The sequence below is a fragment of the Shewanella aestuarii genome, assembly GCF_011765625.1.
GTDB classification, from domain to species: Bacteria; Pseudomonadota; Gammaproteobacteria; order Enterobacterales; family Shewanellaceae; genus Shewanella; species Shewanella aestuarii_A.
Genome location: NZ_CP050313.1, coordinates 2,087,027 through 2,112,841, shown reverse-complemented (window position 1 = coordinate 2,112,841; position 25,815 = coordinate 2,087,027). Strand labels below are relative to the sequence as shown.

At 39.5% G+C, this 25,815-nt stretch carries 24 protein-coding genes, 1 tRNA gene and 1 pseudogene; 17 read left to right on the top strand and 9 right to left on the bottom strand.

Features of this window, described 5'->3' with window-relative positions; all coding sequences use genetic code 11:
• Nucleotides 1–84 precede the first annotated feature (84 nt).
• Nucleotides 85–1,200: an alanine dehydrogenase gene (gene ald / locus HBH39_RS09545; protein ID WP_167677714.1), complete on the bottom strand. Its 1,116-nt coding sequence runs from the start codon at nt 1,198–1,200 to the stop codon at nt 85–87.
• A gap of 182 nt (nt 1,201–1,382) precedes the next feature.
• Here ald and lrp point away from each other — a divergent pair, with 182 nt between their 5' ends.
• The 6 genes from lrp to serS all read left to right on the top strand — a co-directional run bounded on the left by lrp (nt 1,383) and on the right by serS (nt 8,448).
• Entirely contained in the window at nt 1,383–1,886 is a 504-nt protein-coding gene (lrp, locus tag HBH39_RS09540; protein ID WP_167677712.1) for a leucine-responsive transcriptional regulator Lrp, read from the top strand.
• Nucleotides 1,887–2,097: 211 nt separating this feature from the next.
• Nucleotides 2,098–4,785 carry a DNA translocase FtsK gene (locus HBH39_RS09535; protein ID WP_167677710.1) on the top strand — a complete coding sequence of 896 codons (2,688 nt, stop codon included), beginning with the start codon at nt 2,098–2,100 and terminating at the stop codon, nt 4,783–4,785.
• 11 nt (nt 4,786–4,796) lie between these two features.
• Nucleotides 4,797–5,438: an outer membrane lipoprotein chaperone LolA gene (lolA, locus tag HBH39_RS09530; RefSeq protein ID WP_244325632.1), complete on the top strand. Its 642-nt coding sequence runs from the start codon at nt 4,797–4,799 to the stop codon at nt 5,436–5,438.
• A 6-nt stretch (nt 5,439–5,444) separates the two neighbouring features.
• Nucleotides 5,445–6,776, top strand: a complete 1,332-nt coding sequence (locus tag HBH39_RS09525; protein ID WP_167677708.1) for a replication-associated recombination protein A — start codon at nt 5,445–5,447, stop codon at nt 6,774–6,776.
• Nucleotides 6,769–7,143, top strand: coding sequence for a fluoride efflux transporter CrcB (gene crcB, locus HBH39_RS09520; RefSeq protein WP_167677706.1), 375 nt, complete (start codon nt 6,769–6,771; stop codon nt 7,141–7,143). The genes HBH39_RS09525 and crcB overlap by 8 nt, the downstream gene beginning before the upstream one ends.
• Before the next feature lie 18 nt (nt 7,144–7,161).
• The gene (serS, locus tag HBH39_RS09515; protein WP_167677704.1) at nt 7,162–8,448 is read left to right on the top strand and encodes a serine--tRNA ligase; all 1,287 of its coding nucleotides are present in this window, start codon (nt 7,162–7,164) and stop codon (nt 8,446–8,448) included.
• Between the two features lie 250 nt (nt 8,449–8,698).
• Here serS and HBH39_RS09510 read toward each other — a convergent pair whose 3' ends face one another.
• The 6 genes from HBH39_RS09510 to punR all read right to left on the bottom strand — a co-directional run bounded on the left by HBH39_RS09510 (nt 8,699) and on the right by punR (nt 11,834).
• Complete coding sequence (locus HBH39_RS09510; protein WP_167677702.1) at nt 8,699–9,049, bottom strand: TusE/DsrC/DsvC family sulfur relay protein; 351 nt, start codon at nt 9,047–9,049, stop codon at nt 8,699–8,701.
• Nucleotides 9,043–9,339 (bottom strand): sulfurtransferase complex subunit TusB, encoded by a 297-nt coding sequence (tusB, locus tag HBH39_RS09505; protein ID WP_167677700.1) that lies wholly within the window; start codon nt 9,337–9,339, stop codon nt 9,043–9,045. The genes HBH39_RS09510 and tusB overlap by 7 nt, the downstream gene beginning before the upstream one ends.
• Complete coding sequence (gene tusC / locus HBH39_RS09500) at nt 9,336–9,692, bottom strand: sulfurtransferase complex subunit TusC (RefSeq protein ID WP_167677698.1); 357 nt, start codon at nt 9,690–9,692, stop codon at nt 9,336–9,338. The genes tusB and tusC overlap by 4 nt, the downstream gene beginning before the upstream one ends.
• A gap of 12 nt (nt 9,693–9,704) precedes the next feature.
• A complete protein-coding gene (tusD, locus tag HBH39_RS09495) occupies nt 9,705–10,094 on the bottom strand; it encodes a sulfurtransferase complex subunit TusD (protein ID WP_167677696.1) in 390 nt (129 codons plus the stop codon).
• Between the two features lie 59 nt (nt 10,095–10,153).
• Nucleotides 10,154–10,813, bottom strand: a complete 660-nt coding sequence (locus HBH39_RS09490; RefSeq protein ID WP_167677694.1) for a Bax inhibitor-1/YccA family protein — start codon at nt 10,811–10,813, stop codon at nt 10,154–10,156.
• 118 nt (nt 10,814–10,931) lie between these two features.
• Complete coding sequence (punR, locus tag HBH39_RS09485) at nt 10,932–11,834, bottom strand: DNA-binding transcriptional activator PunR (protein WP_167677692.1); 903 nt, start codon at nt 11,832–11,834, stop codon at nt 10,932–10,934.
• A gap of 113 nt (nt 11,835–11,947) precedes the next feature.
• On the opposite strand from punR, the gene punC reads away from it, so the two are divergent.
• The 6 genes and pseudogenes from punC to HBH39_RS19775 form a co-directional block, all read left to right on the top strand.
• The gene (gene punC / locus HBH39_RS09480; RefSeq protein ID WP_167677690.1) at nt 11,948–13,234 is read left to right on the top strand and encodes a purine nucleoside transporter PunC; all 1,287 of its coding nucleotides are present in this window, start codon (nt 11,948–11,950) and stop codon (nt 13,232–13,234) included.
• Between the two features lie 90 nt (nt 13,235–13,324).
• A tRNA-Ser gene (locus tag HBH39_RS09475) sits at nt 13,325–13,414 on the top strand.
• An 87-nt stretch (nt 13,415–13,501) separates the two neighbouring features.
• Nucleotides 13,502–14,482 (top strand): tyrosine-type recombinase/integrase, encoded by a 981-nt coding sequence (locus HBH39_RS09470; protein ID WP_167677688.1) that lies wholly within the window; start codon nt 13,502–13,504, stop codon nt 14,480–14,482.
• A gap of 137 nt (nt 14,483–14,619) precedes the next feature.
• Nucleotides 14,620–14,820: a hypothetical protein gene (locus HBH39_RS09465; RefSeq protein WP_167677686.1), complete on the top strand. Its 201-nt coding sequence runs from the start codon at nt 14,620–14,622 to the stop codon at nt 14,818–14,820.
• A 298-nt stretch (nt 14,821–15,118) separates the two neighbouring features.
• Nucleotides 15,119–15,721 (top strand): methyltransferase domain-containing protein, encoded by a 603-nt coding sequence (locus tag HBH39_RS09460; RefSeq protein ID WP_167677684.1) that lies wholly within the window; start codon nt 15,119–15,121, stop codon nt 15,719–15,721.
• Nucleotides 15,722–16,008: 287 nt separating this feature from the next.
• Nucleotides 16,009–16,146 (top strand): annotated as a pseudogene (locus tag HBH39_RS19775) (transposase); the annotation flags it as partial.
• Nucleotides 16,147–16,316: 170 nt separating this feature from the next.
• On the opposite strand, the gene HBH39_RS09455 reads toward HBH39_RS19775, so the two are convergent.
• Entirely contained in the window at nt 16,317–16,628 is a 312-nt protein-coding gene (locus HBH39_RS09455; RefSeq protein WP_167677682.1) for a helix-turn-helix domain-containing protein, read from the bottom strand.
• 101 nt (nt 16,629–16,729) lie between these two features.
• Between HBH39_RS09455 and HBH39_RS09450 the strand changes: the two genes are divergently transcribed.
• Together HBH39_RS09450 and HBH39_RS09445 are read left to right on the top strand one after the other, a co-directional pair.
• Nucleotides 16,730–17,257 (top strand): hypothetical protein, encoded by a 528-nt coding sequence (locus HBH39_RS09450; RefSeq protein ID WP_167677680.1) that lies wholly within the window; start codon nt 16,730–16,732, stop codon nt 17,255–17,257.
• Nucleotides 17,251–18,618, top strand: a complete 1,368-nt coding sequence (locus HBH39_RS09445; protein WP_167677678.1) for a DEAD/DEAH box helicase — start codon at nt 17,251–17,253, stop codon at nt 18,616–18,618. The genes HBH39_RS09450 and HBH39_RS09445 overlap by 7 nt, the downstream gene beginning before the upstream one ends.
• Before the next feature lie 262 nt (nt 18,619–18,880).
• Here the strand turns inward: HBH39_RS09445 and HBH39_RS09440 are convergent, their stop codons facing one another.
• Nucleotides 18,881–19,924: a helix-turn-helix domain-containing protein gene (locus HBH39_RS09440; RefSeq protein WP_167677676.1), complete on the bottom strand. Its 1,044-nt coding sequence runs from the start codon at nt 19,922–19,924 to the stop codon at nt 18,881–18,883.
• Between the two features lie 162 nt (nt 19,925–20,086).
• On the opposite strand from HBH39_RS09440, the gene HBH39_RS09435 reads away from it, so the two are divergent.
• The 3 genes from HBH39_RS09435 (at nt 20,087) to HBH39_RS09425 (ending at nt 24,712) form a co-directional block, all read left to right on the top strand.
• Nucleotides 20,087–20,557, top strand: coding sequence for a hypothetical protein (locus tag HBH39_RS09435; protein ID WP_167677674.1), 471 nt, complete (start codon nt 20,087–20,089; stop codon nt 20,555–20,557).
• A 163-nt stretch (nt 20,558–20,720) separates the two neighbouring features.
• Entirely contained in the window at nt 20,721–21,410 is a 690-nt protein-coding gene (locus tag HBH39_RS09430; RefSeq protein ID WP_167677672.1) for a DUF4386 domain-containing protein, read from the top strand.
• Nucleotides 21,411–21,841: 431 nt separating this feature from the next.
• Nucleotides 21,842–24,712 (top strand): tyrosine-type recombinase/integrase, encoded by a 2,871-nt coding sequence (locus HBH39_RS09425; protein WP_167677670.1) that lies wholly within the window; start codon nt 21,842–21,844, stop codon nt 24,710–24,712.
• Nucleotides 24,713–25,815: the final 1,103 nt, after the last annotated feature.

The following is a 25,815-nucleotide window of genomic DNA, read 5'->3' as shown; positions in this document are numbered from 1 at the left end:
ACTTTATTCTGTTTAAGATGAGCCTTTTTATCAAAAAAAATACCGCTAATTTAGCGGTATTTTTTTATTACAATAGGCTAAAGTCTACGCCAATAGAGCTTTAGGATCAGTGAAAGGCAGATTTAATGCTTCTGCGACTTCCTTACAAACCAACTTCCCATGGATAACATTTAAACCATTAAGTAAATGTTTGTCATGTAACAATGCTTGTTTGTAACCCAAGTTCGCCAATTTAATGATGTAAGGTAAGGTAGCATTGTTCAATGCAAACGTTGAAGTTCGTGCCACAGCTCCTGGCATGTTTGCCACACAATAGTGAACGACGTCATCTACTATGTAAGTTGGATCTTGGTGAGTGGTGGCGTGCGAGGTTTCAACACAGCCGCCTTGGTCAATAGCTACGTCAACAATGGCACTGCCAGGTTTCATGCGCTTGATCATCTCTTTGGTAACAAGTTTTGGTGCAGCTGCACCTGGCACAAGTACACCACCAATAACAAGATCGGCTTCTAAAACATGGCGCTCAATCGCATCGGCAGTTGAATATATAGCTTTAACGGCAGAGCCAAACTGGACATTTAAGCGTCGTAAAGCATCAATGCTGCGGTCAAGTACGACCACGTCAGCACCCATACCTACAGCCATTTGCGCAGCATTTGTTCCCACCATGCCGCCGCCAATAATAACAACTTTGGCAGGCTCAACACCTGGTACGCCACCTAATAACATGCCACGGCCACCTAATGACTTTTCAAGAGCACGAGCGCCAGCTTGAATTGACATTCGTCCTGCGACTTCAGACATAGGAGCAAGTAATGGTAAGCCACCACGGTCATCTGTCACAGTTTCATAAGCGATACATACTGCACCGCTGTTAATTAAATCTTCTGTTTGCGGTAAATCTGGTGCCAAATGCAAATAAGTAAATAAGATTTGGTCTTCACGTAACATTGCACGCTCAACAGCTTGCGGCTCTTTTACTTTTACAATCATGTCAGCTTTAGCGAAGATTTCAGCTGCAGTAGCCAAAATTGAAGCACCTGCTTCGATATAATCTTGATCAGTAAAGCCAATACCAACACCAGCATCAGACTGAACAAAGACTTCATGACCTTTACTTGTCAATTCGCGAACGCTTGAAGGAACCATACCAACACGATATTCGTGGTTTTTGATTTCTGTTGGAACACCAATAATCATTTTTGAGCCTCGATTTGGATTGAACTCGTAGGAGTAACGAGTATTTTTCTTATAAATTCTTATCCCTGAACGTGCTTATTTCAGAGGTGTCTAGTATAGTACCGGCTAGGTAGTTTATGCTGCTGAAGTTTGATAATAAAAAGATAAAAATGTTGTTAAAGTGGTAAATTAGAGTTATAAATATGGCAAATAATAAGAACTATTCAGTTAAAGATTTAGACCGTATTGACCGTAACATTTTGAACGAACTCCAATCGGATGGTCGTATCTCTAATGTTGAATTGTCAAAGCGTGTTGGTCTTAGCCCTACACCTTGTTTAGAGAGAGTTAAACGACTCGAGAAACAAGGTTTTATCAATGGTTATGCTGCATTGGTCAACCCACATTACCTTGGTGCATCACTGTTAGTGTTTGTTGAAATCACCTTAAATCGTGATACTCCAGATATTTTCGATCGCTTCAATCGTGCTGTTCAGCTACTTGATGATATTCAAGAATGTCATTTAGTATCTGGTGATTTTGACTATTTGTTAAAAACCCGCGTGTCGGATATGTCTGCATATCGTCGTTTACTGGGTGAAACCTTGTTAAAATTACCCTCAGTTTCTGATACCCGTACATACGTGGTGATGGAAGAAGTTAAGCAAACTAATAAAGTCGCACTTAACCTTATTTCTGAGTCGTAAAAGGGCTGTAAATTGTTAACCCCTAAGAAAAATAGCAAGGAAACTTGCTATTTTTGTTCATAAAATCAGCTTGAAAACTTTATCACCCAGTAAGCGGTGAAATCCTCTTCACATTCCATTGAGCTTATCGTCTCGAAAGTGCATAATCACTGAAAATACTAACAAATTCTGTTATGTTAAATTCTTCTAATTTCAGGTATGGATAATTCGTTTGACTCAAGGAAATAGTGTAAAAACCCTAAGTGGTCTTCAGCGACTTCTTGAAGGTGGTTTAATTTTTTGTTGCATGATTGCAACCTACATTTTACTTGCTCTGTCTAGCTTCAATCCAAATGATCCGGGTTGGAGTCAGTCACATTTTCAAGGTGAAATACACAACTGGACTGGTGCTGTTGGTGCTTGGACTGCGGATGTATTATTTTATTTCTTTGGTTTTATTGCCTATCTAATTCCTATCATTATTGCGACAACAGGTTGGTTTTTCTTTAATCGAGCTCATCGATTATTGGAGATTGACTATTTCTCTGTGGGATTACGCATTATCGGTTTTATGTTAATGGTACTTGCGCTTGCCTCACTAGTGAGCATGAATGTTGATGACATTTATGTATTTTCTGCTGGTGGCGTTGCAGGGGATGTGATCAGTCAAGCCATGCTGCCATATTTTAATGTGTTAGGTACCACACTATTATTGCTGTGTTTTATTGGTGCAGGTTTTACGCTTGCTACGGGGATAAGCTGGTTAACCATTATTGAATTACTTGGTCATGGTTGTATTTGGTTAGCACTTAAAATATGGTCTATTCCTCAAAGCCTGACACGTGAGCGTGAAACAGAAGATACACGAGGCTTTATGTCTGTGGTTGATAACTTTAAAGCTCGCAGAGAAAAGGGTTTTGAAGAAGACAATGTAGAAACGGTAGCCGATATAAAACCAACAAGAGCTGATTCTGATACTGGTGCATCACCCATCATTAACGAACAACAACCTGAAACTAAAACTAAATCTTTTGAAGTGCCTATCTCAAAAGCGGATAAAAAGCGTAGCTTTTTTAGTCGAAAAGCGAAACAGGAATCCGTTGAGATTCAGTCTGATTTTGATGACGATGACACATTACAACCCTTAATGACTCATCAAGATATTAATGATATTGAACCTTCTTTTGTTCCTTGGAATGCTGAAGAGGAAGATAAAACCCCAAGTTTTTCCGCTATTGATGATGTTGAAGAGCTTGCCTCATTAGATCAAGTTACTCGTAATATTGACGAACAGGCACCTGAATTTGATACCACACATTCTACTGGGGCACTGGTAGCACGCCAAGCGCCTAAAAAAGAAGCCAAAATTGTAGATGGTATCGTGCTTATTGATGGCCAGACACCTCAAGAGGCCAGAAAACCAATGGCGCCACTACCAAGCATTAGCTTACTTGATGTGCCAGATAGAAAGAAAAATCCAATTAGCGAAGAAGAGTTGGAACAAGTTGCTAGATTGGTTGAAGCAAAATTAGCAGACTTTAATATTATAGCTAACGTGGTGGGCGTGTTTCCTGGGCCGGTAATTACCCGCTTTGAACTAGAATTGGCACCGGGCGTAAAAGCATCAAAAATCACAAATCTATCAAAAGATTTGGCGCGCTCATTGTTGTCTGAAAACGTACGTGTGGTTGAAGTTATCCCTGGTAAAGCTTATGTCGGCTTAGAGTTACCGAACAAATTCCGTGAAACAGTATTTATGCGCGATGTGTTAGACAGTCAAGAATTTAGAGACAGTAAGTCAACCTTGTCGATGGTATTAGGCCAAGATATTTCAGGTGAGCCAGTGGTAGTTGACCTTGCAAAAATGCCACATCTTTTGGTTGCAGGTACAACGGGTTCTGGTAAGTCTGTTGGCGTGAACGTGATGATCACCAGTTTGTTGTATAAATCTGGTCCTGACGATGTTCGCTTTATCATGATTGACCCTAAAATGCTTGAGTTATCTGTGTATGAAGGGATACCACATTTACTCTGTGAAGTGGTCACCGACATGAAAGAGGCCTCGAATGCTTTACGATGGTGTGTCGGAGAAATGGAGCGTCGTTATAAACTCATGTCCGCATTAGGTGTGCGTAACCTTAAAGGTTATAACATCAAAATTAAAGAAGCCGCTGCTATGGGCGAATACATACCCGATCCCTTGTGGAAGCAATCTGAAAGCATGCTAGATGAAGCGCCGCCGTTAGAAAAATTACCCGCAATTGTTGTTGTCGTTGATGAATTTGCCGACATGATTATGATTGTTGGCAAAAAGGTTGAAGAACTTATTGCCCGTATTGCGCAAAAAGCCCGTGCGGCTGGGATCCACTTAATTTTAGCCACACAACGCCCATCGGTAGATGTGATCACTGGCTTAATTAAGGCGAATATTCCAACACGAATTGCATTCCAAGTCTCATCGCGTATTGATTCTCGTACCATTTTAGATCAACAAGGTGCTGAAACCTTATTGGGTATGGGAGATATGTTGTATTTGCCACCAGGAACCAGTGTTCCAAGCCGAATTCATGGTGCATTTATTGATGATCATGAAGTACACAAGGTGGTTGCTGATTGGTGTGAACGTGGTAAACCGCAATATATTGATGAAATTTTAAATGGTGTTTCTGATGGTGAGCAAGTGTTATTGCCGGGAGAAACCTCAGATAATGAAGAAGAATTAGATGCATTGTATGATGAAGCTGTGGCATTTGTTACCGAAACCCGTCGCGGTTCAATTTCAAGCGTTCAACGTAAATTTAAGATTGGTTATAACCGCGCAGCACGTATTATCGAAATGATGGAGTCACAAGGTATTGTGAGTTCCCAAGGTCATAATGGTAATCGTGAAGTATTAGCGCCACCGCCACCAAAGCATTAATAGGAAAAAGTATGCTATTTAAGCAAGCTATGAAAATTTCAATTATGGCATCTACATTGATTTGCAGTGGAGCTGTATTTGCTGATGATGCCAGCGCACTTAGAGATAAACTGAGTAACATTGATAGCCTGCATGCAAAATTTGTCCAGCAGGTTACCGATGTAAACAATAAGCAAATTCAATCAGGTGAGGGTATCTTTGCCTTATCATATCCGAATAAGTTCTATTGGCATCTAACTCAGCCAGATGAATCGTTAATCGTTGCTGATGGTTTAAACTTGTGGATCTACAATCCATTTGCAGAAGAAGTCACGGTAATGGATGTGTCGCAAGCGGTAGATGCCTCACCAATAGCTTTATTGGTTCACCGTGATGAGCAGACCTGGTCACAGTATTCGGTTACCTCTGTTCAGGCTAAAGAGGACTGTTTTGATATTCAGCCTAAAACTGTCACTGGCAATGTGGTGTCAGTGAACGTGTGTTTTAAGCAAAATCAGTTATCATCTTTCAATTTAACTGATGAACAAGGCAATTTAAGCCAATTTAGTTTGTCTGAGCAGCGCGTAGTCAACGAAAGCGAACAAGCTATTTTTAGTTTTGCTATTCCTGAAAATGTTGATATTGACGATCAACGTTTAAAGCAGGTCCAATAAGTTACTGTGGCAAATTTAGATTTTAACTTCGCCCCTGATTTCAGGCCGTTAGCGGCTAGAATGCGACCACGTGTCATTAGTGAATACATAGGTCAAAAGCATCTGTTGGGTGAAGGGAAACCTTTACGTCAAGCATTAGAAGCTAACCGTGCTCATTCTATGTTGCTTTGGGGGCCGCCAGGTACCGGAAAAACAACCTTAGCGGAGCTTGTTGCGCATTATGCCAACGCACATGTTGAGCGGATTTCAGCTGTAACCTCTGGTGTTAAAGATATTCGTGCAGCGATTGAACAAGCGAAAGCTATTGCTCAAAGTCGTGGCCAACGTACCTTGTTATTTGTTGATGAAGTTCATCGATTTAATAAAAGTCAGCAAGATGCGTTTTTGCCTTTTATAGAAGATGGCACAGTGATCTTTATTGGCGCAACCACTGAAAATCCCTCATTTGAAATAAATAATGCGCTACTTTCCCGTGCCAGAGTCTATTTAATTAACCGCTTAACCGATGATGAAATAATTCAGATTGCTCAGCAAGCATTACAAGATAAAGAACGTGGCTTTGGTGAGAAGCAGTATGTATTACCAGACTTAGTCGCACAATCCTTAGCTAATATTTGCGAGGGCGATGCCCGTAAGGCACTTAATTTAATTGAATTAATGAGCGATTTAGTAGCGGATGGCGGTGAGTTTAGTTTAGATATGCTGACTCAAGTTGCGGGCCACCAAGTTGCAGGTTATGACAAAAATGGCGATCAATTTTACGATTTAATTTCAGCAGTGCATAAGTCTGTACGTGGCTCTGCACCCGATGCTGCACTTTATTGGTATTGCCGCATATTAGAAGGCGGTGGCGACCCGCTATATGTCGCACGCCGTTTACTGGCGATTGCTTCTGAGGATATTGGTAACGCAGATCCAATGGCAATGACGGTTGCATTAAATGCTTGGGACTGTTTCCATCGTATTGGCCCAGCTGAAGGCGAACGTGCGATTGCTCAAGCGGTTTTGTATCTCGCTAGCGCGCCTAAAAGTAATGCGGTTTACACTGCGTTTAAACAGGCGCGAGACCTTGCTCGTCAAACAGGCCATGAGCCAGTGCCTCATCATTTACGTAATGCACCAACTCAACTGATGAAAGACATAGGTTTTGGTCAAGAATATCGGTATGCCCATGATGAACCAGGAGCTTTTGCTGCAGGCGAAAACTATTTTCCAGAGTCATTACAGCATAGTCAATTTTATCAACCCACAGCTCGTGGTTTTGAAAAACGAATCAAAGATAAATTGGCTAACTTGCACCAATTAGATCAACAAAGTGAGCATAAACGATATGACTAATATCCTTTTTGTTGCCCTGGGTGGCTCGATTGGTGCAGTTTTACGCTATCTTATTTCATTATTTATGATCCAAGTATTTGGAAGCAGTTTTCCTTTTGGTACACTGATGGTCAATGTACTGGGATCGTTTCTAATGGGAATGGTTTATGCTCTTGGTCAGCTTAGCCATTTAAGTCCTGAACTAAAATCGATGATAGGTGTTGGTTTGTTAGGGGCATTAACAACGTTTTCAACTTTTTCCAATGATACTCTGCTGCTCATGCAGCAAGGTCTTTGGTTTAAAAGTATTCTTAATGTGTTGTTGAACGTCATACTGTGTATTTTCATGGTGTATCTGGGGCAACAACTAATATTTTCTCGCGTTTAACTTAAAAGAACTGACAACATGCTAGATCCAAAATTTTTGCGTACCGAATTGGAATTCACTGCTGAGCGATTAGCAACCCGTGGTTATCAACTTGATGTTGATCATATTTCCTCATTAGAAGAAAAGCGTAAAACGCTCCAAGTGCAAACAGAAGAGTTACAAGCTTCGCGTAATGCCATCTCTAAGTCGATTGGTCAAGCTAAGTCACGCGGTGAAGATATTGCACCTATTATGGCGCAAGTGGGTGATTTAGGTTCGCAATTAGACGCAAAAAAAGCGGAATTAGCCTTGTTATTGCAAGAGTTAAACATGATTGCAATGAGCATACCTAACTTGCCCGATGACAGTGTTCCAACAGGCGCTGATGAAAATGATAATGTGGAAGTTCGTCGCTGGGGCACACCAAAAGCATTTGATTTTGAAGTGAAAGATCATTTAGATCTAGGCGAAGGTGTTCAAGGCTTAGATTTTAAAAATGCGGTTAAAATTACCGGCTCTCGCTTTATTGTAATGAAAGGGCAAGTCGCACGTTTAAACCGTGCTCTTGGTCAGTTCATGTTAGATATGCACACTACCAAACACGGTTACACTGAAGCATATGTCCCTTTATTAGTGAATGAAGATAGCTTGCTTGGTACTGGGCAGTTACCAAAGTTTGGTGAAGACTTATTTCACACCAAACCTGCTACAGAAGAAGCCCAAAGCTTGTCACTGATCCCTACCGCTGAAGTTCCGTTAACTAACTTGGTCCGTGACACCATTGTTGAAGAAGCTGACTTACCGATTAAAATGACCGCTTTAACAGCGTGTTTTAGAAGTGAAGCAGGCTCATACGGTCGTGATACTCGTGGTTTAATCCGCCAGCATCAGTTTGATAAAGTTGAGCTTGTGCAAATCGTACATCCAGAACACTCTATGGCAGCATTAGATGAGTTAACTCAGCATGCAGAAAACATTTTGCAAGCATTAGAGTTGCCTTATCGTACCGTGGTGTTATGCACGGGTGACATGGGCTTTGGTGCAAGTAAAACCTTTGATATTGAAGTTTGGTTGCCAGCACAAAATACCTATCGTGAAATCTCTTCTTGTTCGAATATGAAGGACTTCCAAGCGCGAAGAATGCAAGCTAGATATCGTAACAAGGCAGATAACAAGCCAGCTTTATTACATACGCTTAATGGTTCTGGTTTGGCTGTAGGGCGTACGCTAGTGGCAATTTTGGAAAACTACCAAAATGCAGATGGCACTATTACAGTGCCGACTGTATTACGTCCATACATGGGCGGATTAGAGGTTATTGGTTAATCAGATTGTTGATGTAAGCTCACTTTTTCATTAGCGATTATTTGAAAAAGTGAGTGCTTGGGAAAGCAAAAAATGGCGCCACGGCGTAAAACTAATGTAATTTATTCTTTAATCATGTTTTTCTTTGGATTATTGGTATTGATTCAATTTGGGCAAGCATTGTTTATCGTATTTGAAAACGCTTTACCAAAATAATAAAAGCCTTGTTGATTATCTCAACAAGGCTTTTTTGTTTTTAAATTATCATGTGCTATAGGCATTTGGCCGGTTTAGGTAAACCTGCAATTTTAGTCGCTTGTTTAGCAGGTCCAACAGGAAACAGAGTGTAAAGGTATTTAGAATTACCTTTATCAGCACCAAGGCTTTGACCTATGGCTTTAACTAATACGCGTATAGCGGGACTGGTTTTATATTCCAAATAGAAATTACGCACAAAATGAATCACTTCCCAATGTTGCTCAGTCAACTCAATATTTTCAGTAGCAGCAATTATGGGCGCCATTTCCTCACACCAATCATAAACCTTTTTTAAATAACCTTGTTTGTCTGTTTCAATGCTAACCCCATTAAAATCAAACTGAAATTCGAACGCGTTTACCATGTAATTACCTTTGAGTGCTGTAATGACTGAGCGACAAACTCATTATAATCAATAATAGTAACTTGCACTTGGCTTAGACTGTCGATCTTTTCTTGCAAACCTCTTGCTTGCACATCATCTTGCAAAACAAACACTTGGTATTGCATAAGCTGTTGGCGTAAGTGTTGGTATAACAAGGCATTGATGGCGTCATCAGCCAGTAAAATGCTGTCAGCTGCTTGTATGTAACGTAAACAGGTGCTGAGTGCATTGTCTGATGTGGCAGATGTTTGAATGTGATGTAAAATCAAAATACTAAAACCTCATCGGCATCTTGTAATTGCTCTGCAATCACTTTTGCATTAACAATGTTTGCTTCAATGGCTAAATCATTAGCGGTCAAACCAAGTAAATTCATTGAATCTTGACAGGCTAAAACGGTTTCAATTTCATAAAGCTCAAAAGCTTTAAACACGGAAATATAATCTTTAGAGCCAACTTTTTCAGGCTGTTGGTTAGGTAATAAGTGCAACAATGCCTCGTTACAAAAAACTAAACTGACTTGTTGCTCAAAACTGGCACTAAGTAGTGCTAAATCAATTCCTTCGCGATTAGTCGTGCTGCCATATGGGCTATGCCTGAATAAAATATATATTTTTTTCATCGTATACAGACCTTAAAAGCTGATGAAACGATCAGCTTTTTCAATACCAATGACTAACTCACCTAAACCACCCATAGTGAATTCTGCACTGCTGTTCCATTGTGGTTTACCGTTTTCAGTCGCATCTTGAGGTGACAATACACCACGACGTAAAGCCGCTGAAACACAGTTAGTTAGCTGAATCTGATGTTTATTAGATAAATCCTGCCACATTTTATGTATATCATGTTCATCAGAAGCAGGGCAGTTAAGCGTGTTACTATTTAGCACTCCATCTTGATAAAAGAACACCCGTATAATTTGATGGCCTGCAGCAATGGCAGCATGACAAAATTGAATGGCCCGATAACTGGCGGTAGAGCCATAAGCTGGCCCATTAACTTGAACGATGAATTTACTCATTATAAAAAAAATGACCCTATTAATAGGGCCATTTTAGCGTAAAACTCTCACAATGACGATTAATCGTCGTTACCCATACCTAATAAATGTAATAGGCTCATAAATAGGTTTAAGAAATCTAAGAATAATGAGACGGTTGCGCGAATATAGTTCGTCTCGCCACCATTAACGATGCGACTTGTATCATATAAAATAAAACCGGTCATTAGTAATGCAATACCTGCATTCATTGCCATAAATAATACAGAGCTACCAACAAAAATATTAATAATGGCAGCACCAATCATCACCAGCAGACCTGCAAATAAGAAACCGCCCATAAAAGAGAAATCTTTTTTAGTGGTTAATGCATAAGCAGATAAGGAAACGAAAATAATTGATGTTAAACCAAAGGCTTGCATAATTATGGATGGGCCATTAGCCATACCAACATAATGATTTAAAATGTAGCCTAATGAAGCACCTTGCATACCAGTGAAGGCAAAAACCCAAAAAATTCCTGCAGCACTATCTGCTTTTTTCAAGGTCACAAATAATAAGACTAAACTACCTAGAGACAGGCCTAATGACATCATAGGACTAATATGTAATGCCATTGCTAAACCAGCACAAACGGCGGCAAAAGCTAATGTCATCGACAATAACATATAGGTGTTTTTAAGCAGCTTGTTGACTTCGGTTGTCGTTAAGCTGGGTGAAATTGTGGAAACTTGACTCATATTGCTCTCCATTTTAATAACTGTTTTTACAATGTTTTAGCACAGCTATTGACTGATATTTGTAGCGTTAACCATCATAACCTAGCTATGGCTGAGGTTAAAGCCATCTATACATGTTTTATGCTAGCCATTCTCTATGTAATTTTTCAGTATCACCTAAGTAATCTAATACCCATTGAAGTGCAGGTGACATTTTATCTTGAGCCCATGCTAAACAACACGGGCTTGTGGGTTTTGGATTAACTAACGTTTTTTCAATTAACATACCGCTGGCAATAAAAGGCTCGGCTAAATGGATTGGCATATAGCCAATGCCAAGACCTGCTCGAAAGCAATTGATTGCTCGAATCCAATCTGGCACCACTAAACGACGTTGGTTGTCCAAAAGCCAAGTTGTCCGTTTAGGAATTTCCCTAGAGGTATCTTCAAGACAAATTGCTGGATATTGTTTTAATTCCTCGTCAGTCAATGCTCGATCTATTTCCGCTAGAGGGTGGTTTTTACTGACTAAGAATGCCCATTCAATGTCCTTCATGTCTCGATATTGATAAACACCCCCAACAGGAATCGCAGTTGTAGCGCCAATTGCAATCATACTGCGGCCACTGGCTAATGATTCCCATACACCATTAAAGACCTCAATTCTGATAATAAGTTCCACATCATCAAAGTGGCGATAAAAATCGGCAATAAGTGAACTAATCCTGTCGGCTCTAACAATGTTGTCTAAAGCAATTGATAACGTTGGTTTCCAGCCATTAGCAACCCGCTGAGTTTCGCGCTTTAACTCATCCATTTGCCTCAGTAATTCCCGGGCGTGCTGCAAGAAGTGCTCACCAGGTTCAGTGAGGGTAACTGAGCGATGATGACGTTCAAATAACACCACCCCAATGTCAGACTCGACTTGCTTAACGGCATAGCTCACAGCTGAAGGCACTTTGTGTAATTCATTCGCAGCGGCCGTGAAGCTGCCAAGTCGAGCTACGATATCAATCATATTCAGAGTTTGTTCCGATAGCATATAAGGATCCTTGCTGTGATTTATTTTGAAGGCAGTATGCAAAATATAACGTTTCACGCCAGCCAAACTAATAATTAAAATGCCGCTTAATTTCAATTAACTGAGTGTCGATTATGACTAATCAATCATTTACGCCAAGTATTATAAGCAAATTTGGCTTTTTCCTCTATCTAACAGTACTAAGTATGTTGTGTTTTATTGCAACAGATATGTATTTGCCTGCATTTAAATCAATTGAAAGCTCATTTGATGCATCGACCAGTGAAGTGGCTATGTCACTTACAATATTCCTTGCTGGATTGGCTATGGGACAATTGTTATACGGTGCATTAGTGGAAAAGTGGGGTAAACGTAACTCACTTCTGTTTGGTTTAGGCGTTTTTGTTGCGGCAACTGCTTTAATTGCCGTAAGCGAATCTATTATGGTGATGAATATTGGGCGCTTCTTTCAAGCGATTGGGGTTTGTAGTGCCAGTGTAATTTGGCAAGCATTAGTGATTGAAAAGTACGATGCTGATGAATCACAAAAAGTGTTATCCAACATCATGCCGTTAGTGGCTTTGTCTCCAGCTGTAGCCCCTTTGATTGGTGCATTCTTTTTATCTAGTTGGGGCTGGCAGAGTATTTTTATCTGTTTAGCCATTTTAGGTGCTGTACTTGTGTTGTTAACTCAAGTGTTTGTAAAAGCGGATAATCCAAGCAAGGCTTGCAAATTAAACATAACAGCAAACTCGACAGAAGAAGCGAAATCAATGAGCTTTCGTCAAATGCTCAGCAATCCATTTTATGTGGGCAATGTGATGATATTTGCCGCATGTTCGGGTGCATTTTTCTCATATTTGACTTTATGGCCAGCAGTGATGGACAAGTTTGGTTATGATGCAACTGCAATCGGCTTAAGCTTTATTCCGCAGACGATTATGTTTATTTTAGGCGGTTATGGTGGCAAATTATTAATTAACCGTTTTGGTAGCGCCAAGGCATTAAGAATTCAATTAGGATTATTTTTTGCCAGCGCACTGCTTATCTCAGTGATGACCTTAGCTGTTAAAATGACCAGTATCTACCCATTATTAATTGTGTTTGCATTTTTGGCTGCTGCTAACGGCGCAATATACCCAATTGTTGTGAACAATGCCCTGCAAACATTTAAAAATGATGCAGCCAAAGCTGCTGGTTTACAAAACTTTATTCAAATCTCGATTGCATTTGGCGCATCAAGTATTGTTGCAGCTTTTGCGTCAGCAGGTGAACAAGCAATTGGTTTTGGTATTTTAGTGTCAGCAGTAATGGTATTTTGTGCTTTATATGCAAGTGGTTTTAAATCATGGTCGGCATTAAGGCAGTCATTTGTTATGCCAGATCCTGCAAGCGTTGCGTTAAGAAAGTTTAAAGACTAAACAATTTGACTTTTAAATCGTCAGCCGAGTAATTATTTTTTAAATAGGGCTTTACAGGTTAATCTGGTTGTCATATTATTCGCGGCGTTCGGAGGGATGGCAGAGTGGTCGAATGCACCGGTCTTGAAAACCGGCAACGGTTTACCCCGTTCTAGGGTTCAAATCCCTATCCCTCCGCCATATTAAATACGAAAGAAGCCGTTGATTATCAACGGCTTTTTTTGTTTTTGGCGTTAGAGAGGCTTTCCAAGAGGATTGACTCAGACAATGTACCTTTATCGAGCCCCCAATAACGTGTATTTCACACGTATCTGTTTAGCCAAGTCACTCCGTGATAAAGGCTTTCCTTTTGATGTTAAAGTGTCGCTATTAACCTCTGACAGAGCAGAGGCGGTCATTCGTAACATTGATGTTGCTGGCACACTGAAAAGAATCATTAATTCAATAGACCACAAAACCCGTATCAATGACTTTATTCGTTACGTCGATGAAGTGATAAACGAGATACGTGCTGAGTTTGATAACAACAATTCAGCCAGCACTGCGCAAGCGAAGGGGCACAAAATCCCCATCAGAGAAACAAAGCTGTATGAACACCGAGAAACCACGGCTATAGTCCAAGCAATGCCTGCTGTTACCCTTGATGAAGCATTAGTCGAATTTGTTGTTTCAAAACAGAAATCAGGCATTAGGCCACTGTCGATTAAACAACTCTCACAGCGAACCCGCCACTTCATTGAGCTATTGCCAATAATAGCTAACCGGTCATCAAAAAATACCCAAGCAATTTGCACTAACGACATCACCTCTGCCGATGCGATGAAGTACCGTGATGAGCTACTCACGCAAGGCAGAAGCTACAAAAGCAATAAAGAATATTTAGCGGCTGTCTTTCAGTTTTTTAAATGGTGTCAGTTAATGAACTACTGCAATCAAAATCCTTTTGAAAACGTGACAGTAGGGCAAAAGCCCAAAGTGAAAGCCAACCAAGAAAGAGACCGTTGGGATGCGAGCGAATTAAAAAGGCTTTTACACTCAGCTGAATTTAACGCTTCAACACCCGATTTTAAGTGGGTCACCCGATTGATGCTTTATGGTGGTTTAAGGCCATCAGAGGCGTGTCAGCTTAGACCTAGTAATATTAAGCTAATGGACGGCATTTATTGCATTAACATTGATGATAGCGGTGATAACCAGCGCCTTAAAAACCTAATGCTAAACGAACTACGCCCATTCATCCCAAACTGATAGCGCAAGGCTTCATTGAATTTGTCACACAACGACAATGCCAACCCCAGTTATTTGATTATAAGCCAGTCGGGGGCAATGAAGATTGGTCAAAAACCTATTGTAAACAGTTAGCTAAACTGCAAAGCCAAATAGGGATGAAGTCGAATCAACGTCCGACTTCATACGGTTTTAGACACACATTTATAGATGAAATGAAGAAATTAGATGTCAGTGAGCATATTGTCGCGCAATTGGTAGGGCACAGTAACCCAAACATCACCTACGGCCGCTATGGCAAAGATGTTCAGGTTAAAGCATTACTGCAATACCTTGAAAAAATTGAATATGATATTTGATGATCGGGTGATTAAATTTGAGGACATAACAGGGCAAAGCTAACAAGGTCTTGCTACAAATCAGTTTCGAGACTCTCGGCCAACTTCATTCAACTTTGACCAAATTTTAGTAATGTCTGTAAATCTTTGCTTGCCGAATTGGAAAAGCTACCCGCTTCCAAAATTGGAATTAGAGTTTAATAGTTTCCATTTATATACAATAAGTTAAAATTAGTTGACTAAAATAGCTTGATTAAGTTCGTGCTTCACCAATAATGCTCAAGCATTTTTAACTACTTATTGTTGCATGGATTCCTAGATGACAACCGACCAAATATTTGCCTATTTCCAAAACACTAAAAATCGTGATACTCGGGACGATCTTGTTTTTGCAGTAAGCAAGATGAAGCATGCAAGCGTTGCCATCGACTGTGGTTGTGGCGCTGGCTCAGATATTTTGTATTTACGCAAACAAGGATTTACTGTTTACGCTTTTGACATCGAATCTCAAGCTATTTCTATATGTGAGGAAAGATTTGGAGTAGACGATAAAGTGATTCTTACAAAAGATAGCTTTACCTCTTTTAACTATCCTTCTGCATCTCTAATAAACGCTGATGCTAGCCTATTCTTCTGTCGACAAGAGGATTTCGACAATGTTTGGGCCAATATTTCTGGCGCACTTGTGCAAAATGGCATTTTTTGCGGATCATTTCTCGGACCAGAAGATTCTATGGCAAGTGGTGATATAAATAAAGGTGCATATTGGCCAGATGTCCTAGTTTTTCAGGAACATGCACTTAAAGCTCTATTTGACGGTTTTAACATATTAAAGTTCACTGAGCATAGAGTTTCTGGCAAGTTATCAAATGGTTCTCCAACTTTCTGGCACATATACTCAGTAGTCGCTCAACGAATTTAACAAATATGAAATGCGGTGAAAGGTCCGACATTGATTAAAGCACTTAAAATGAAATTGCCCCTAAAATGTGTTGGCTTTGAATTGTGACGATAAAAGTAAGCCGACTTTGGCCTCAGAAAAACTCATCATGAAATCTGTCTTTGGAGCCTATCGTATGAGTCATTTCAACTCATGCTTGGGCTAGGTTACTAAAAGTATTCTAATTGTAATCATTTTTAGATAACTATTATACACCGCACAAGACAACAGTGGCCTAAGAAAAAATAAGTGCCACCCACATCAATCAAGGCAACGGGCTAAAACTGACAACTGATTTTGGCCAGCTACTCAATGGACCTGTGGGTTCGCAGCAAGAACTAACTCAATATTGTGAGCATTTACAAATGCGGCGACGGCACTTCGCAACAAGCTGCCAGTATTTTTAATAAATTGGCATGTTGATATAGGCTCTTCTGAGCCTATATCAACAGCGATACCAACAAAGTAAATTGCTTAATCTCATCACTGTTCCAACATATTACTGAAATATCTAGAAAAAATTGAATATGATATTTGATGATCGGGTGATTAAATGTGCGAACTTAACAGGGCTCAACTATTCACCTGAGCCCTGTTTGAGTGTTTTTAATAGTAAGCTTTTTTCATCATCACTTAGTGATGCAATAACAATAGCTAATTCCGCACTTTGGTCATCTTCACAAAAAAAGTAATTCAACGGCACATTCAACTCATTCGCCATTTTTTTTAACGATTGAATATCTGGAACATGTCGACCTTTTTCGTAGTGATTCATGCGGCCACTGGCTGAACTCTCATCCATACCGACTCTTATTCCAAGTTCTTTTTGTGAAATACCAAGTTTTTTCCGAGCCAGTTTGAGGCGTTCGGGGATTGGGCTGTTATACAATTTATTGTCATCATAAAAATCTCTCGTACTTAGATTGTCTAAGTTTTACTTATTTATGTATACTTAGCAATCCTAAGTTTTTATATTTTTGAGATCGAAACATGTCAAGCGAATCAATTTCTTTGAATCTAAAATTCAAAGAACTACTTAAAAAAGTACAAGAGAACCCAATTAGTCGTAAGAAATTCATAGAATTAGCAGAAAAAAACCTATTACTTACAAATGAGCAAGCAACAGGTTTTATCGCTAGAAACATTCATGTTTTGACTAAAGAAAACCTCATCATTGCTACAGGTGAGAGCCCTAATAGAGCCTATTTAATCACCGATACGCTTTTAACTTCTATAAATGCCGTTATTGAATCCAAAAAAACTGAAGTGTCCTTATGCAAGAATTCAATATCAAAAGACTTGCGTAATCAGGAGTTGAAAACAAACTCAGAATTAAAGTTAATATTAGGTGAAATAGAGACTTATCAGGGATATTTACAAAAATACCCTCAAAATCATAAAGAAATACTGCCACTTCTAGAGTCCTCTCGGGACAGCGCTGCAGATTTGTATGGTCGTCTCAATGCGATCAAAAAAATCATTAAAGCAACAGAGGCTAAGGAAAGTATGACATGTTAAGGGAGTGGCAAAAACAGTGTGTACAGCATGCAATAGAAGCTTATAAGCATCAATCTAGCTATCTTTTACTTGCATCACCAGGTGCAGGGAAAACCATTACAGCTGGGTATATTGGTAAAGGGCTTATCGATAATGACAAAATTGATTTTATTGTTTGCTTTTCACCTTCTCGTATAGTCTGTCAAAGCATTGAACACACTTTTGAACAAGTATTACATCGAAAATTCAACGGAAGGTTGGGCGCTTTAGGGATATCAAGAACATATCATTCTCTTATAAACACTACTGACTTGATTAATGATTTAAGTAACAGCAGAGTCTTAGTTATATTCGATGAAATTCATCATTGCGCAGGGGATGGTGATTCACCCGCTAATGCTTGGGGAATGCAAATTCTTGCGACTATTCAAAACTTAGCAACTTACACTTTGTCGTTAACGGGCACCCCTTGGCGCACAGATACTCTTCCAATACCGTTTGCAAAATATACTGATCCTGATGGGAATATTATCTGTGATTTTTCATATGATATTACAGAGGCTATTAGAGATAATGTCTGCAGAATGCCGCAAATAACGGCGATTGATATTGAACAAGTGGTAGTAAAAAACCATGATCAGTTAAGTACTTACCATAATTTAGAGACTTTAATTGAAGAAGGTAATATTAGTTACCAAGCCATTATAAAGCACCCAGAGGTCATCAAACACTTGCTATCTGAAAGCATAAGCAAGCTTGATAAACTGCGAATGAATGCACCAAATGCAGGCGGTTTAATCGTAGCATCCTCTTATCAACATGCCTTACAAATCCAAGCCATTTTAAATGGACATTTTAACAAAACATCCACTCTTGTTTCTTGTCGACAGGATGATTCTCCAGAGTTAATTAATCACTTTAAAAATGGGGTATCAGAATGGATCATCAGTATTGCCATGATAAGCGAAGGAACCGACATACCAAGATTACAAGTGTGCTGTAATCTTACTGATGTCACCACCGAACTTTATTTTAGGCAGATTTTGGGCAGGATTATACGAGTCACTAAGTCGCAATCGAATCTTGCATATATGTTTATGCTGGCAGAGCCTAAGTTGGTAGAGTATGCAAAACGACTAGACACAGCAGTACCAGGAAGTTACGTCTATAAAAAGTCGACTCAGTTGCTTGACAGTTTTGATAACTCTAATCCTGATGGAACAGTCAAAGCTGCAGTAGATCCATTCTATATTAATACTGACTTAGAGCTTACTCTAGGAAAAATAGATTTAAATCAAAATGAACGCTATATACCGGTCTCAGAGTTACAAATGTCTATGTTTAAATCAAAGATTCTGACGAGTTATTTAGAAAAGTTTTAACTGATACTGATATAAGTCAAAAATCCAGGGCTAAACTAATTGAAGTTTGATTAGCCCTGCCAGCCTTAATGATTGCTGTGGATGCGAGTGGTTACTTTTATTGTCGCTAGTGTCTGAATTTTCGTGTAAAAGTTGATATTTGTAACTCATTTCTGCCCCAAAGTAAGTTAGCTTAAAAGTTCTAAAAAACCGTCAACTGACTTACATTCAGCTCCAACTATTTGTTCGAAGGAATTAGGTTAATCACCAACTAAATAATCCTTTAATTTGAAGATTGTTGCTTTCTGTATTGCCCCGGAGTGCAACCAGTAAATTCTTTAAATGCTCTTGTAAAGGGCGCGGCAGACGCAAAACCGCTTTCGATACCAACAACAAGTACAGGCCAGTCTTGTTTGTCAGGTGCTTTTAATATCGTTTTTGCATGCTCAATCCGCATTTGATTTACATAGTGGTTAAAGTTTTTTGCATTGAATTGGTTAAGCATGACAGCTCTTATGCGATATTCTGGAACGTCTAACTCGCGAGCTATATCAGCGACACGTAAATTCGATTCCAAAAAAAGTTTTTCCTCAACCAGTAATACCTGAATGCGAGCAGCCAATAACTTCTCTTCGTCATCGGATGGTGTCGAGTTGCTTTTCTGTTCAAGCAGATGTTGGCGAAAACGAATTAAACTATGGGTGCTAGTTAGTATTACTAAAAATGCGAATGCCGAAAGCCAATCTTGTACTGCTCCATCCATAAAGCCTGATGGCAGAGTTGCTCCTATTAACATAACGCTGAAGACACAAAAAACAAACGAGGACAGATAAATGGTCGCTATTTTTCGCTGAGTTGCTGTCGTGTTATTAAGTACTCGATAGCCTTCCCAAAAAATAAGAATGAGCATACCAGGGTACAAGATATCAATTAGCTCAGTTAAAACGGTTGCTAACGCTGAAATCCACTCAGAATTTGTGAGCCAAATTTTTCCTAAAAACTGTATCAAGTGCCAAAGTATTAAGCATGATGAGAGTAACCCAACAAATAGAAGATGATGGTGATTGATGGGGTTACTTTTTCGAAAAAATGCGCGCGCAAATAACCAATATCCACTTGAGGTAAAAATGCCAAACATACCGATTAAATGATGATAAGGACTCCAATAGTTGCCGGTTAATTTATATGCGACGTACATGGCAGTAGAGGCGCAAAAAATTGCAAAGACGATATGAAAAAGGTGCTTTTCTCTGAGTTGAAAATGAATGACAGCAAAAGTTAGGCTGACAAAAACAACTAATAATTGCGCAAAATTTAATAATTCCAACTTTATACTCCATACACATTGTTCGTTAATTATAAATAAACTCTCCTCTTTTTTAAATCCTTCTAGTTTATTGCCTTTTTCGTGTATCGATTTTCAAATTAGACGCTTATGAAAGCCTTATAGATGGCACCATAGCGGTGAATTATGAAATTGAGGTTAGTTATGAATAGTAAATCAGTTATTGATATTGAAATAGAAAATGGTGCGCCAATAGTGCCACTTTGGAAAATATGGGGGCTTAGATTATTTTTCGCTGGAATGGTGTTTGTTCTGGGGAAAAATCAATTGCTTTATATTTTTGAGGGTGCGTCTGAATGGACACGTTGGCGAGGACTTGGCCATTCAATGTTGTTTGCCCTTGCCTTATTTGCAATTGGTGGCATGTTCCGTCCTTTGGCATTTCTTCCATTAATGATTTATGAAATCGTTTGGAAAGGCATTTGGCTTTTGGTCGTAGCGCTTCCACCTTGGTTAATAGGTGAGGAAATTCCAACAATCGTCAGTGTAAAAGGCTCTTTAATTGGCATTTGCTTAATTGCGATCTGTATTCCATGGAATTACGTCTGGTGGAGATATTTCAAACAGCCGATTGAGCCTTGGAGACGCAAAAAGCAATTGCCGGAGCAAAGCTAATAGAGAATGCAACAAAGGCTGCTAAAACAAAACAAATTTTTCAACTATGAATATGCTAGTCACACCTTTGCAGCCTTTATCTAATCAGCCAGTTATGGTTCAAAGTCAACTTAAAAACTAGGTGTTTGAGTACATGAGACAGAATATTTTAGGAGTAAACCATATGTCTAAAAATACAACAGCCCGACTCGCTGGTTTTATTTACTTACTGCTTGTCATAACTGGAATTTATAACTTGCTCTATGTGCCCTCGCAACTAATAGACATGAAAGATGTATCTTCAACCATTGAGAACATCTCAAATAATGAATTGTTGTTTAGGTCTGGTATTGTCGTCGGTATTTTCAGTTATATTATTTACCTAATATTACCGTTTGTGCTGTATAAACTTTTTCACGAAATTAACAGGGAAATTGCAATCATGATGGTTTTACTTTCTTCCGTTAGTGTGCCAATTTCTCTTTTTAATATGGTGCATAAACTTGATGTATTAACTTTGACCAGCAACGCTGCATATCTCAGTCATTTCGAGATGCAAACCATTCAGGCTAAAGTTATGTTGTCACTCAAATCATATAACAATGGCATTTCGGTAGTTCAAATATTTTGGGGGTTATGGTTATTACCATTTGGCTATCTTGTATTTAAATCTGGTCATATTCCAAAATTCCTAGGGGTTTGTCTGATGTTAGGCTGTTTTGGGTATTTGATAATTTTTCTAAAGAACATGCTTTTTCCTGAAATCCCGATACCTAGCTTCGTTTCTAAGCCTGCTTCTATAGGGGAATTGGGAACGTGTCTATGGCTATTAGTTATGGGAAGTAACCGCATCAGATTCAAAAATAAATTATAAGTGAGATATTTTAGTCTAGAATGCTTTGTTTACAATCACTGCAAACATTTACAAAATGTTATTGTGAAAAGTAAAACGAGAACTCAAGGTTGGCTGGGTGTTATTGAACGGCTGCTTTTTCACTTTAAGTTCAAATACAAAGAATTTTGTAAGCGACCGAAAATAGCAAAATAGCAGCCATTCGGCTCTAACGCATTTTTGTCCAAAACTGTGTGTGCATTAAGATAATTTTCGGCCAGAATCCGCCTAGCAAACCCTTGGTACACTACTCATACTTTGTGCGCTTTTCAAAAAGCTTGTCAAAATTGAACCTCAGTAATATACTTTTAAATCAATAGTTTATTTGAATAACACTTGTATTTTTCTTCATAAGGCGTATTATTATCACCAAGAATAAAGCTGGCTAAATAAAAGCAGCAGAATAGGGGATAATGACTCAAACAGTTAATCACTACATCGAAGTAAACCTCGCCTTTAGACCAATCAAAACCGCACCCTCTACCTTGCGCTCTGAACGCAGCAAAGCCGCTACACTATCTAAGTTAATTGGTCATCGTGATATTGCCTTAGTCACGCACAGTGATGTACTGAAGCTTATTCAGACGCTAAATAAACGATACGCCAACAAAACCATCAATGAGTTTTTAATCATTCTGCGAGCAGTGTTTCACTGTGCAGAACGTGATGGGGTGATTAGTAATAACCCCATGACAAACATTAGCAATCTGAAAGTGTTTCACGAAGAGCCACAGCCTTTCACTCTCAGTGAATTAGCGTTAATGAGTCAAGCAAAGACTGAATGTGAAAGTGGCAAAAACTTATATCAGTTGGGCGTATTAACCGGATTGCGCATTAGCGAATTACTGGCATTAAACTGGGAGTCGGTGGATTTAGCAAAGTCGTTGCTGCATATAAAAATCGCGCTAGTTGATAACATTTATAAGACGCCCAAAACAGCTGGTTCGGTTCGCAAAGTTGAATTATGCGAGCCAGCGATTGCGCTATTAACGCAGCAACATTCGATAACCGGTCACAAAAAAGCAGTTAACATTGCGGTGTTGCAAGCTGATAATAAAACGAAAAAAATTGAACGGCTTTCACCCGTTTTTTACAACAGCAAAACGAACAAACCGTTTCTTCACGCAAAACAATTCAACAAAACCTTCTTTACGCCCTTGCTCAAGATTGCAGGTGTCGCTCACCGAGGCGCGGGCCAATTAAGGCACACCTTTGCAAGTCAAGCGCTCACAGCGGGCATCTCGAAAGAATGGATAGCAAAGCAGCTTGGGCACACCAGCACGGCAATGATAGATATTCATTATGGTCGCTGGATGAGTCAAGATGCGCCTGACCATATTGCCGCCGTCGCTGAGCAATTTTCAAGTGTCTTTCGTCGTGTCAATAACGACAACAAAGCGGTTCAATCGCCACCTTCTGCGCCAGGTAATGACATCGCGCTCACTCCAGAGCAGTTAAAAGCTTTTCTACAGCAACATCCAAAATTGTTGATGCAGTGTGTGGGTCTGCTGCTTGAGCCGTCTGACGGGGGAGGGTGCAAGATGAAGATTATTAGAGCTTTTTTCGGATGCCTAAACTTTTCTTATAACATAAAAGGCCGCCGAACGGCCAAGTCATCACTTATTCATTCACTGCGTCTAAATGGTCCCTCAATTTCAGGGGTGCCGTACTTGGACAAAATGCAAAAATACTTTAGAACAAGAAATGAATTGCAAGCAGAGTGGAATGCATCATTATCGGATGACAATTTAATCGATACAAAAGAGGGGATTGTGCCACTGAATTCAATATCGCAAGAGCAGCGAATACAAATATTACAAGAAGTGCTGGGAGAGACAGCAAAAACCCCCGGCTTATATGAAAAACAAAGTCAAGACAAAGCAAAATCTAAAAGCAAGTTAAAACAATGGCTTGTGAATGGTAGTCTGCCACCTCAAATCGCTGAGTTAGTCGGAAGGTGCATAGCGTCCACGGACTATATTGATGCAAAAGAGATGAGTGCTGAATTTAATCAGTTTGAATTCCCGAGGAAAAATCAAAAACTAAAACAACTGAACAAATTTATCAGCTCACATAACGCACTTATTGGTAAACCCAAAACATTAAACTCAACTAATATTCAAGAGATACTGCTTAAAATCCCCATCAAATACGGCATTAGCGAAGATGAGATAAGTCATGTCGAGATGATGAACGCGATGAAGTTGTATTTGAAAACCTTTTTTCCGGAATATCCCATAAAGCTCATGGTGTTGCATCATGATGAACGTCTACCGACAGAAAAAACGGGCGGCCATGTTCATGTCTTTCTAAGTGCTCAAAATAGCATAACGGGCAAATATGATTTACGAGTGTCGCAAATTAAACGTGTGAATGAGTTTTTGATAAAACGCGGGGATGCTGCTGACTGCCTTCCTGAGTCAGGCAGGCTGCTCTACATCCAAGCAAGTGAAGTTTATAGTTATATGCAGCAGATGTTCTATGAATTTATCAATGCAAATTTATTTCACAAAAATGGTTTACATCTCGAGCTTTCGCCGGCATCCGAGCGTAATTCTGAGTTGAGAAAGAAAATGAGAGCTGATGCCCGACTACCCAAGCATCAACGAGAATTTAACTATTATAATCGCGTAATTGAAGAGTTTCAAAAGCAGGCCATCGAACTGGAAGAGCAATGTCAATCGATGACTGAACGCATCGAAAATGGCGAGCAAACACTGGCTAAATTACACTATGAAAACAAAGAACTGCAGCAGCAAAATCTTGATTGGCAACAAAAAACATGGGGATTACAAAATGAGTATAAACAATTGCTCGTTAAGCGCGATAACATAGGTGCTCATATTCAAGAAGCTCAGACGTTTATTCGCGAGCAGGCGTCTGTGAGAGACCAGTTAGATGTTGAAATCGAAAGCAAATATGCTGAAGTTAATAAGCTAATTCAAGTGGCCGCGGAAAAACAGAAGGAGGTCATTGAGCTTGGTGAGGAAATCGGCAAAAGACAGGCAGTATTAGCGCGTCTAAAAGAGCTTACCAATCAGGCTATACAGCCGATACAGCAGATGATATCAAAACTCATGATGCGTTTTGGCAGTAAAGATAGCAGCAAAGCAAAATACTATTTTAATCTTGTTATAGATGTATTCGACGATAAGTTATCACCTGTCTATCGTGATATTTCTATCGGTATGGCTAAAGCGCTCGGTGATAATGAACTAGAGGCGGCATTAATCAAGAAAAATAAAAAGCTAACGAATAATAGCCCTAGCAACCCTTATCAATAAAACGAAGATAGCTGACGTTACCCCTCAAAGCTTGTCAAAAAGGCTTATTGCGCCCATCTGTGCCAATAAGCCTTTTGCGTGCTTTATTTCAGCTCAGCAAAAGTATCAGTGACAATATTCCTCTGCTTTTTGTTATGGCGCACAGCGTCGCCTCTCGCAGGTGTTTGGGTAAATTAATCTGTTATGTCTAGCTATTTGATTAGTCTTTGCAGAGAGCCATTTTCGAATTATATGTGGTTACCATATAATTCAGCCTCAACCTCTTTTTTAACCGTCACAACATCAAACCCAAATACACATCTTTTAGGCTTTACTAATCAATATTGACAATAACAGTGTCAAAGCTGGCAGTAACAGTGTCAAAGCTGGCAGTAACAGCGTCAAATCTGGCAGTAACAGTGTCAAATCTGACAGTAACAGTGTCAAATCTGGCAATAACAGTGTCAGAGCTGGCAGTAACAGCGTCAAATCTGGTAGTAATATTGTATTTGAAAGTGTTATATCACTAAAAAACGGTATAACGACAAAAAAAAGTATGAACAACCCGTGGTCATTGTTGAGCTATCTAAGCGTAAATAATGACTGAATTGGCGTTTAAGCCGTTTAAACAGCAATAAAAGGGGAGACAACCTTATTATTGCGCTGAAGCGAATCAGAGGGCATTTAGCACTATTATCGAGTGGTTTATTTTCTTATAAAAACCGCACTCTACGAGTGCGAAAAAGCTTGTCACCGCAGTCTAGACTGCGAAAAATATTAACCCACTTGAAAAGTGGGATGACATAGTAACCCGGTACGCACCTATCCCACTTTTGGGTTCCCCAAGAGATGTGATAGGTGCTACGGGCAAGGGGAGTACCCCTTTGAACCCAACAGCCACATGCAAGCATGTGAAAAAATCAAAAGCGTCAGCAGCGTGTTTAATGAAAAGTATGGTTTGCAGTTAGCTTGCTTTTAATCCAACATTAGCTTGCTTTTAATCCAACAGTTGTCGGCGTAAAAAGCTCGTCCAAATTAGAGCTCAACTGAAAAGTAAAGTGAAAGACATCCCAGCAGTAACCACTGACACATTAGGTCACTAGTCCTGCCCCAAGTGTGCACTG

Excerpts from the sequence above, each read along its gene's own strand:
- ald (WP_167677714.1), bottom strand. The coding sequence starts at position 1,200 with ATGATTATTGGTGTTCCAACAGAAATCAAAAACCACGAATATCGTGTT.
- lrp (WP_167677712.1), top strand. The coding sequence starts at position 1,383 with ATGGCAAATAATAAGAACTATTCAGTTAAAGATTTAGACCGTATTGAC.
- lolA (WP_244325632.1), top strand. The coding sequence starts at position 4,797 with ATGCTATTTAAGCAAGCTATGAAAATTTCAATTATGGCATCTACATTG.
- crcB (WP_167677706.1), top strand. The coding sequence starts at position 6,769 with ATGACTAATATCCTTTTTGTTGCCCTGGGTGGCTCGATTGGTGCAGTT.
- serS (WP_167677704.1), top strand. The coding sequence starts at position 7,162 with ATGCTAGATCCAAAATTTTTGCGTACCGAATTGGAATTCACTGCTGAG.
- HBH39_RS09510 (WP_167677702.1), bottom strand. The coding sequence starts at position 9,049 with ATGGTAAACGCGTTCGAATTTCAGTTTGATTTTAATGGGGTTAGCATT.
- tusC (WP_167677698.1), bottom strand. The coding sequence starts at position 9,692 with ATGAAAAAAATATATATTTTATTCAGGCATAGCCCATATGGCAGCACG.
- tusD (WP_167677696.1), bottom strand. The coding sequence starts at position 10,094 with ATGAGTAAATTCATCGTTCAAGTTAATGGGCCAGCTTATGGCTCTACC.
- HBH39_RS09490 (WP_167677694.1), bottom strand. The coding sequence starts at position 10,813 with ATGAGTCAAGTTTCCACAATTTCACCCAGCTTAACGACAACCGAAGTC.
- punR (WP_167677692.1), bottom strand. The coding sequence starts at position 11,834 with ATGCTATCGGAACAAACTCTGAATATGATTGATATCGTAGCTCGACTT.
- punC (WP_167677690.1), top strand. The coding sequence starts at position 11,948 with ATGACTAATCAATCATTTACGCCAAGTATTATAAGCAAATTTGGCTTT.
- HBH39_RS09470 (WP_167677688.1), top strand. The coding sequence starts at position 13,502 with ATGTACCTTTATCGAGCCCCCAATAACGTGTATTTCACACGTATCTGT.
- HBH39_RS09465 (WP_167677686.1), top strand. The coding sequence starts at position 14,620 with ATGAAGTCGAATCAACGTCCGACTTCATACGGTTTTAGACACACATTT.
- HBH39_RS09460 (WP_167677684.1), top strand. The coding sequence starts at position 15,119 with ATGACAACCGACCAAATATTTGCCTATTTCCAAAACACTAAAAATCGT.
- HBH39_RS09450 (WP_167677680.1), top strand. The coding sequence starts at position 16,730 with ATGTCAAGCGAATCAATTTCTTTGAATCTAAAATTCAAAGAACTACTT.
- HBH39_RS09445 (WP_167677678.1), top strand. The coding sequence starts at position 17,251 with ATGTTAAGGGAGTGGCAAAAACAGTGTGTACAGCATGCAATAGAAGCT.
- HBH39_RS09435 (WP_167677674.1), top strand. The coding sequence starts at position 20,087 with ATGAATAGTAAATCAGTTATTGATATTGAAATAGAAAATGGTGCGCCA.
- HBH39_RS09430 (WP_167677672.1), top strand. The coding sequence starts at position 20,721 with ATGTCTAAAAATACAACAGCCCGACTCGCTGGTTTTATTTACTTACTG.
- HBH39_RS09425 (WP_167677670.1), top strand. The coding sequence starts at position 21,842 with ATGACTCAAACAGTTAATCACTACATCGAAGTAAACCTCGCCTTTAGA.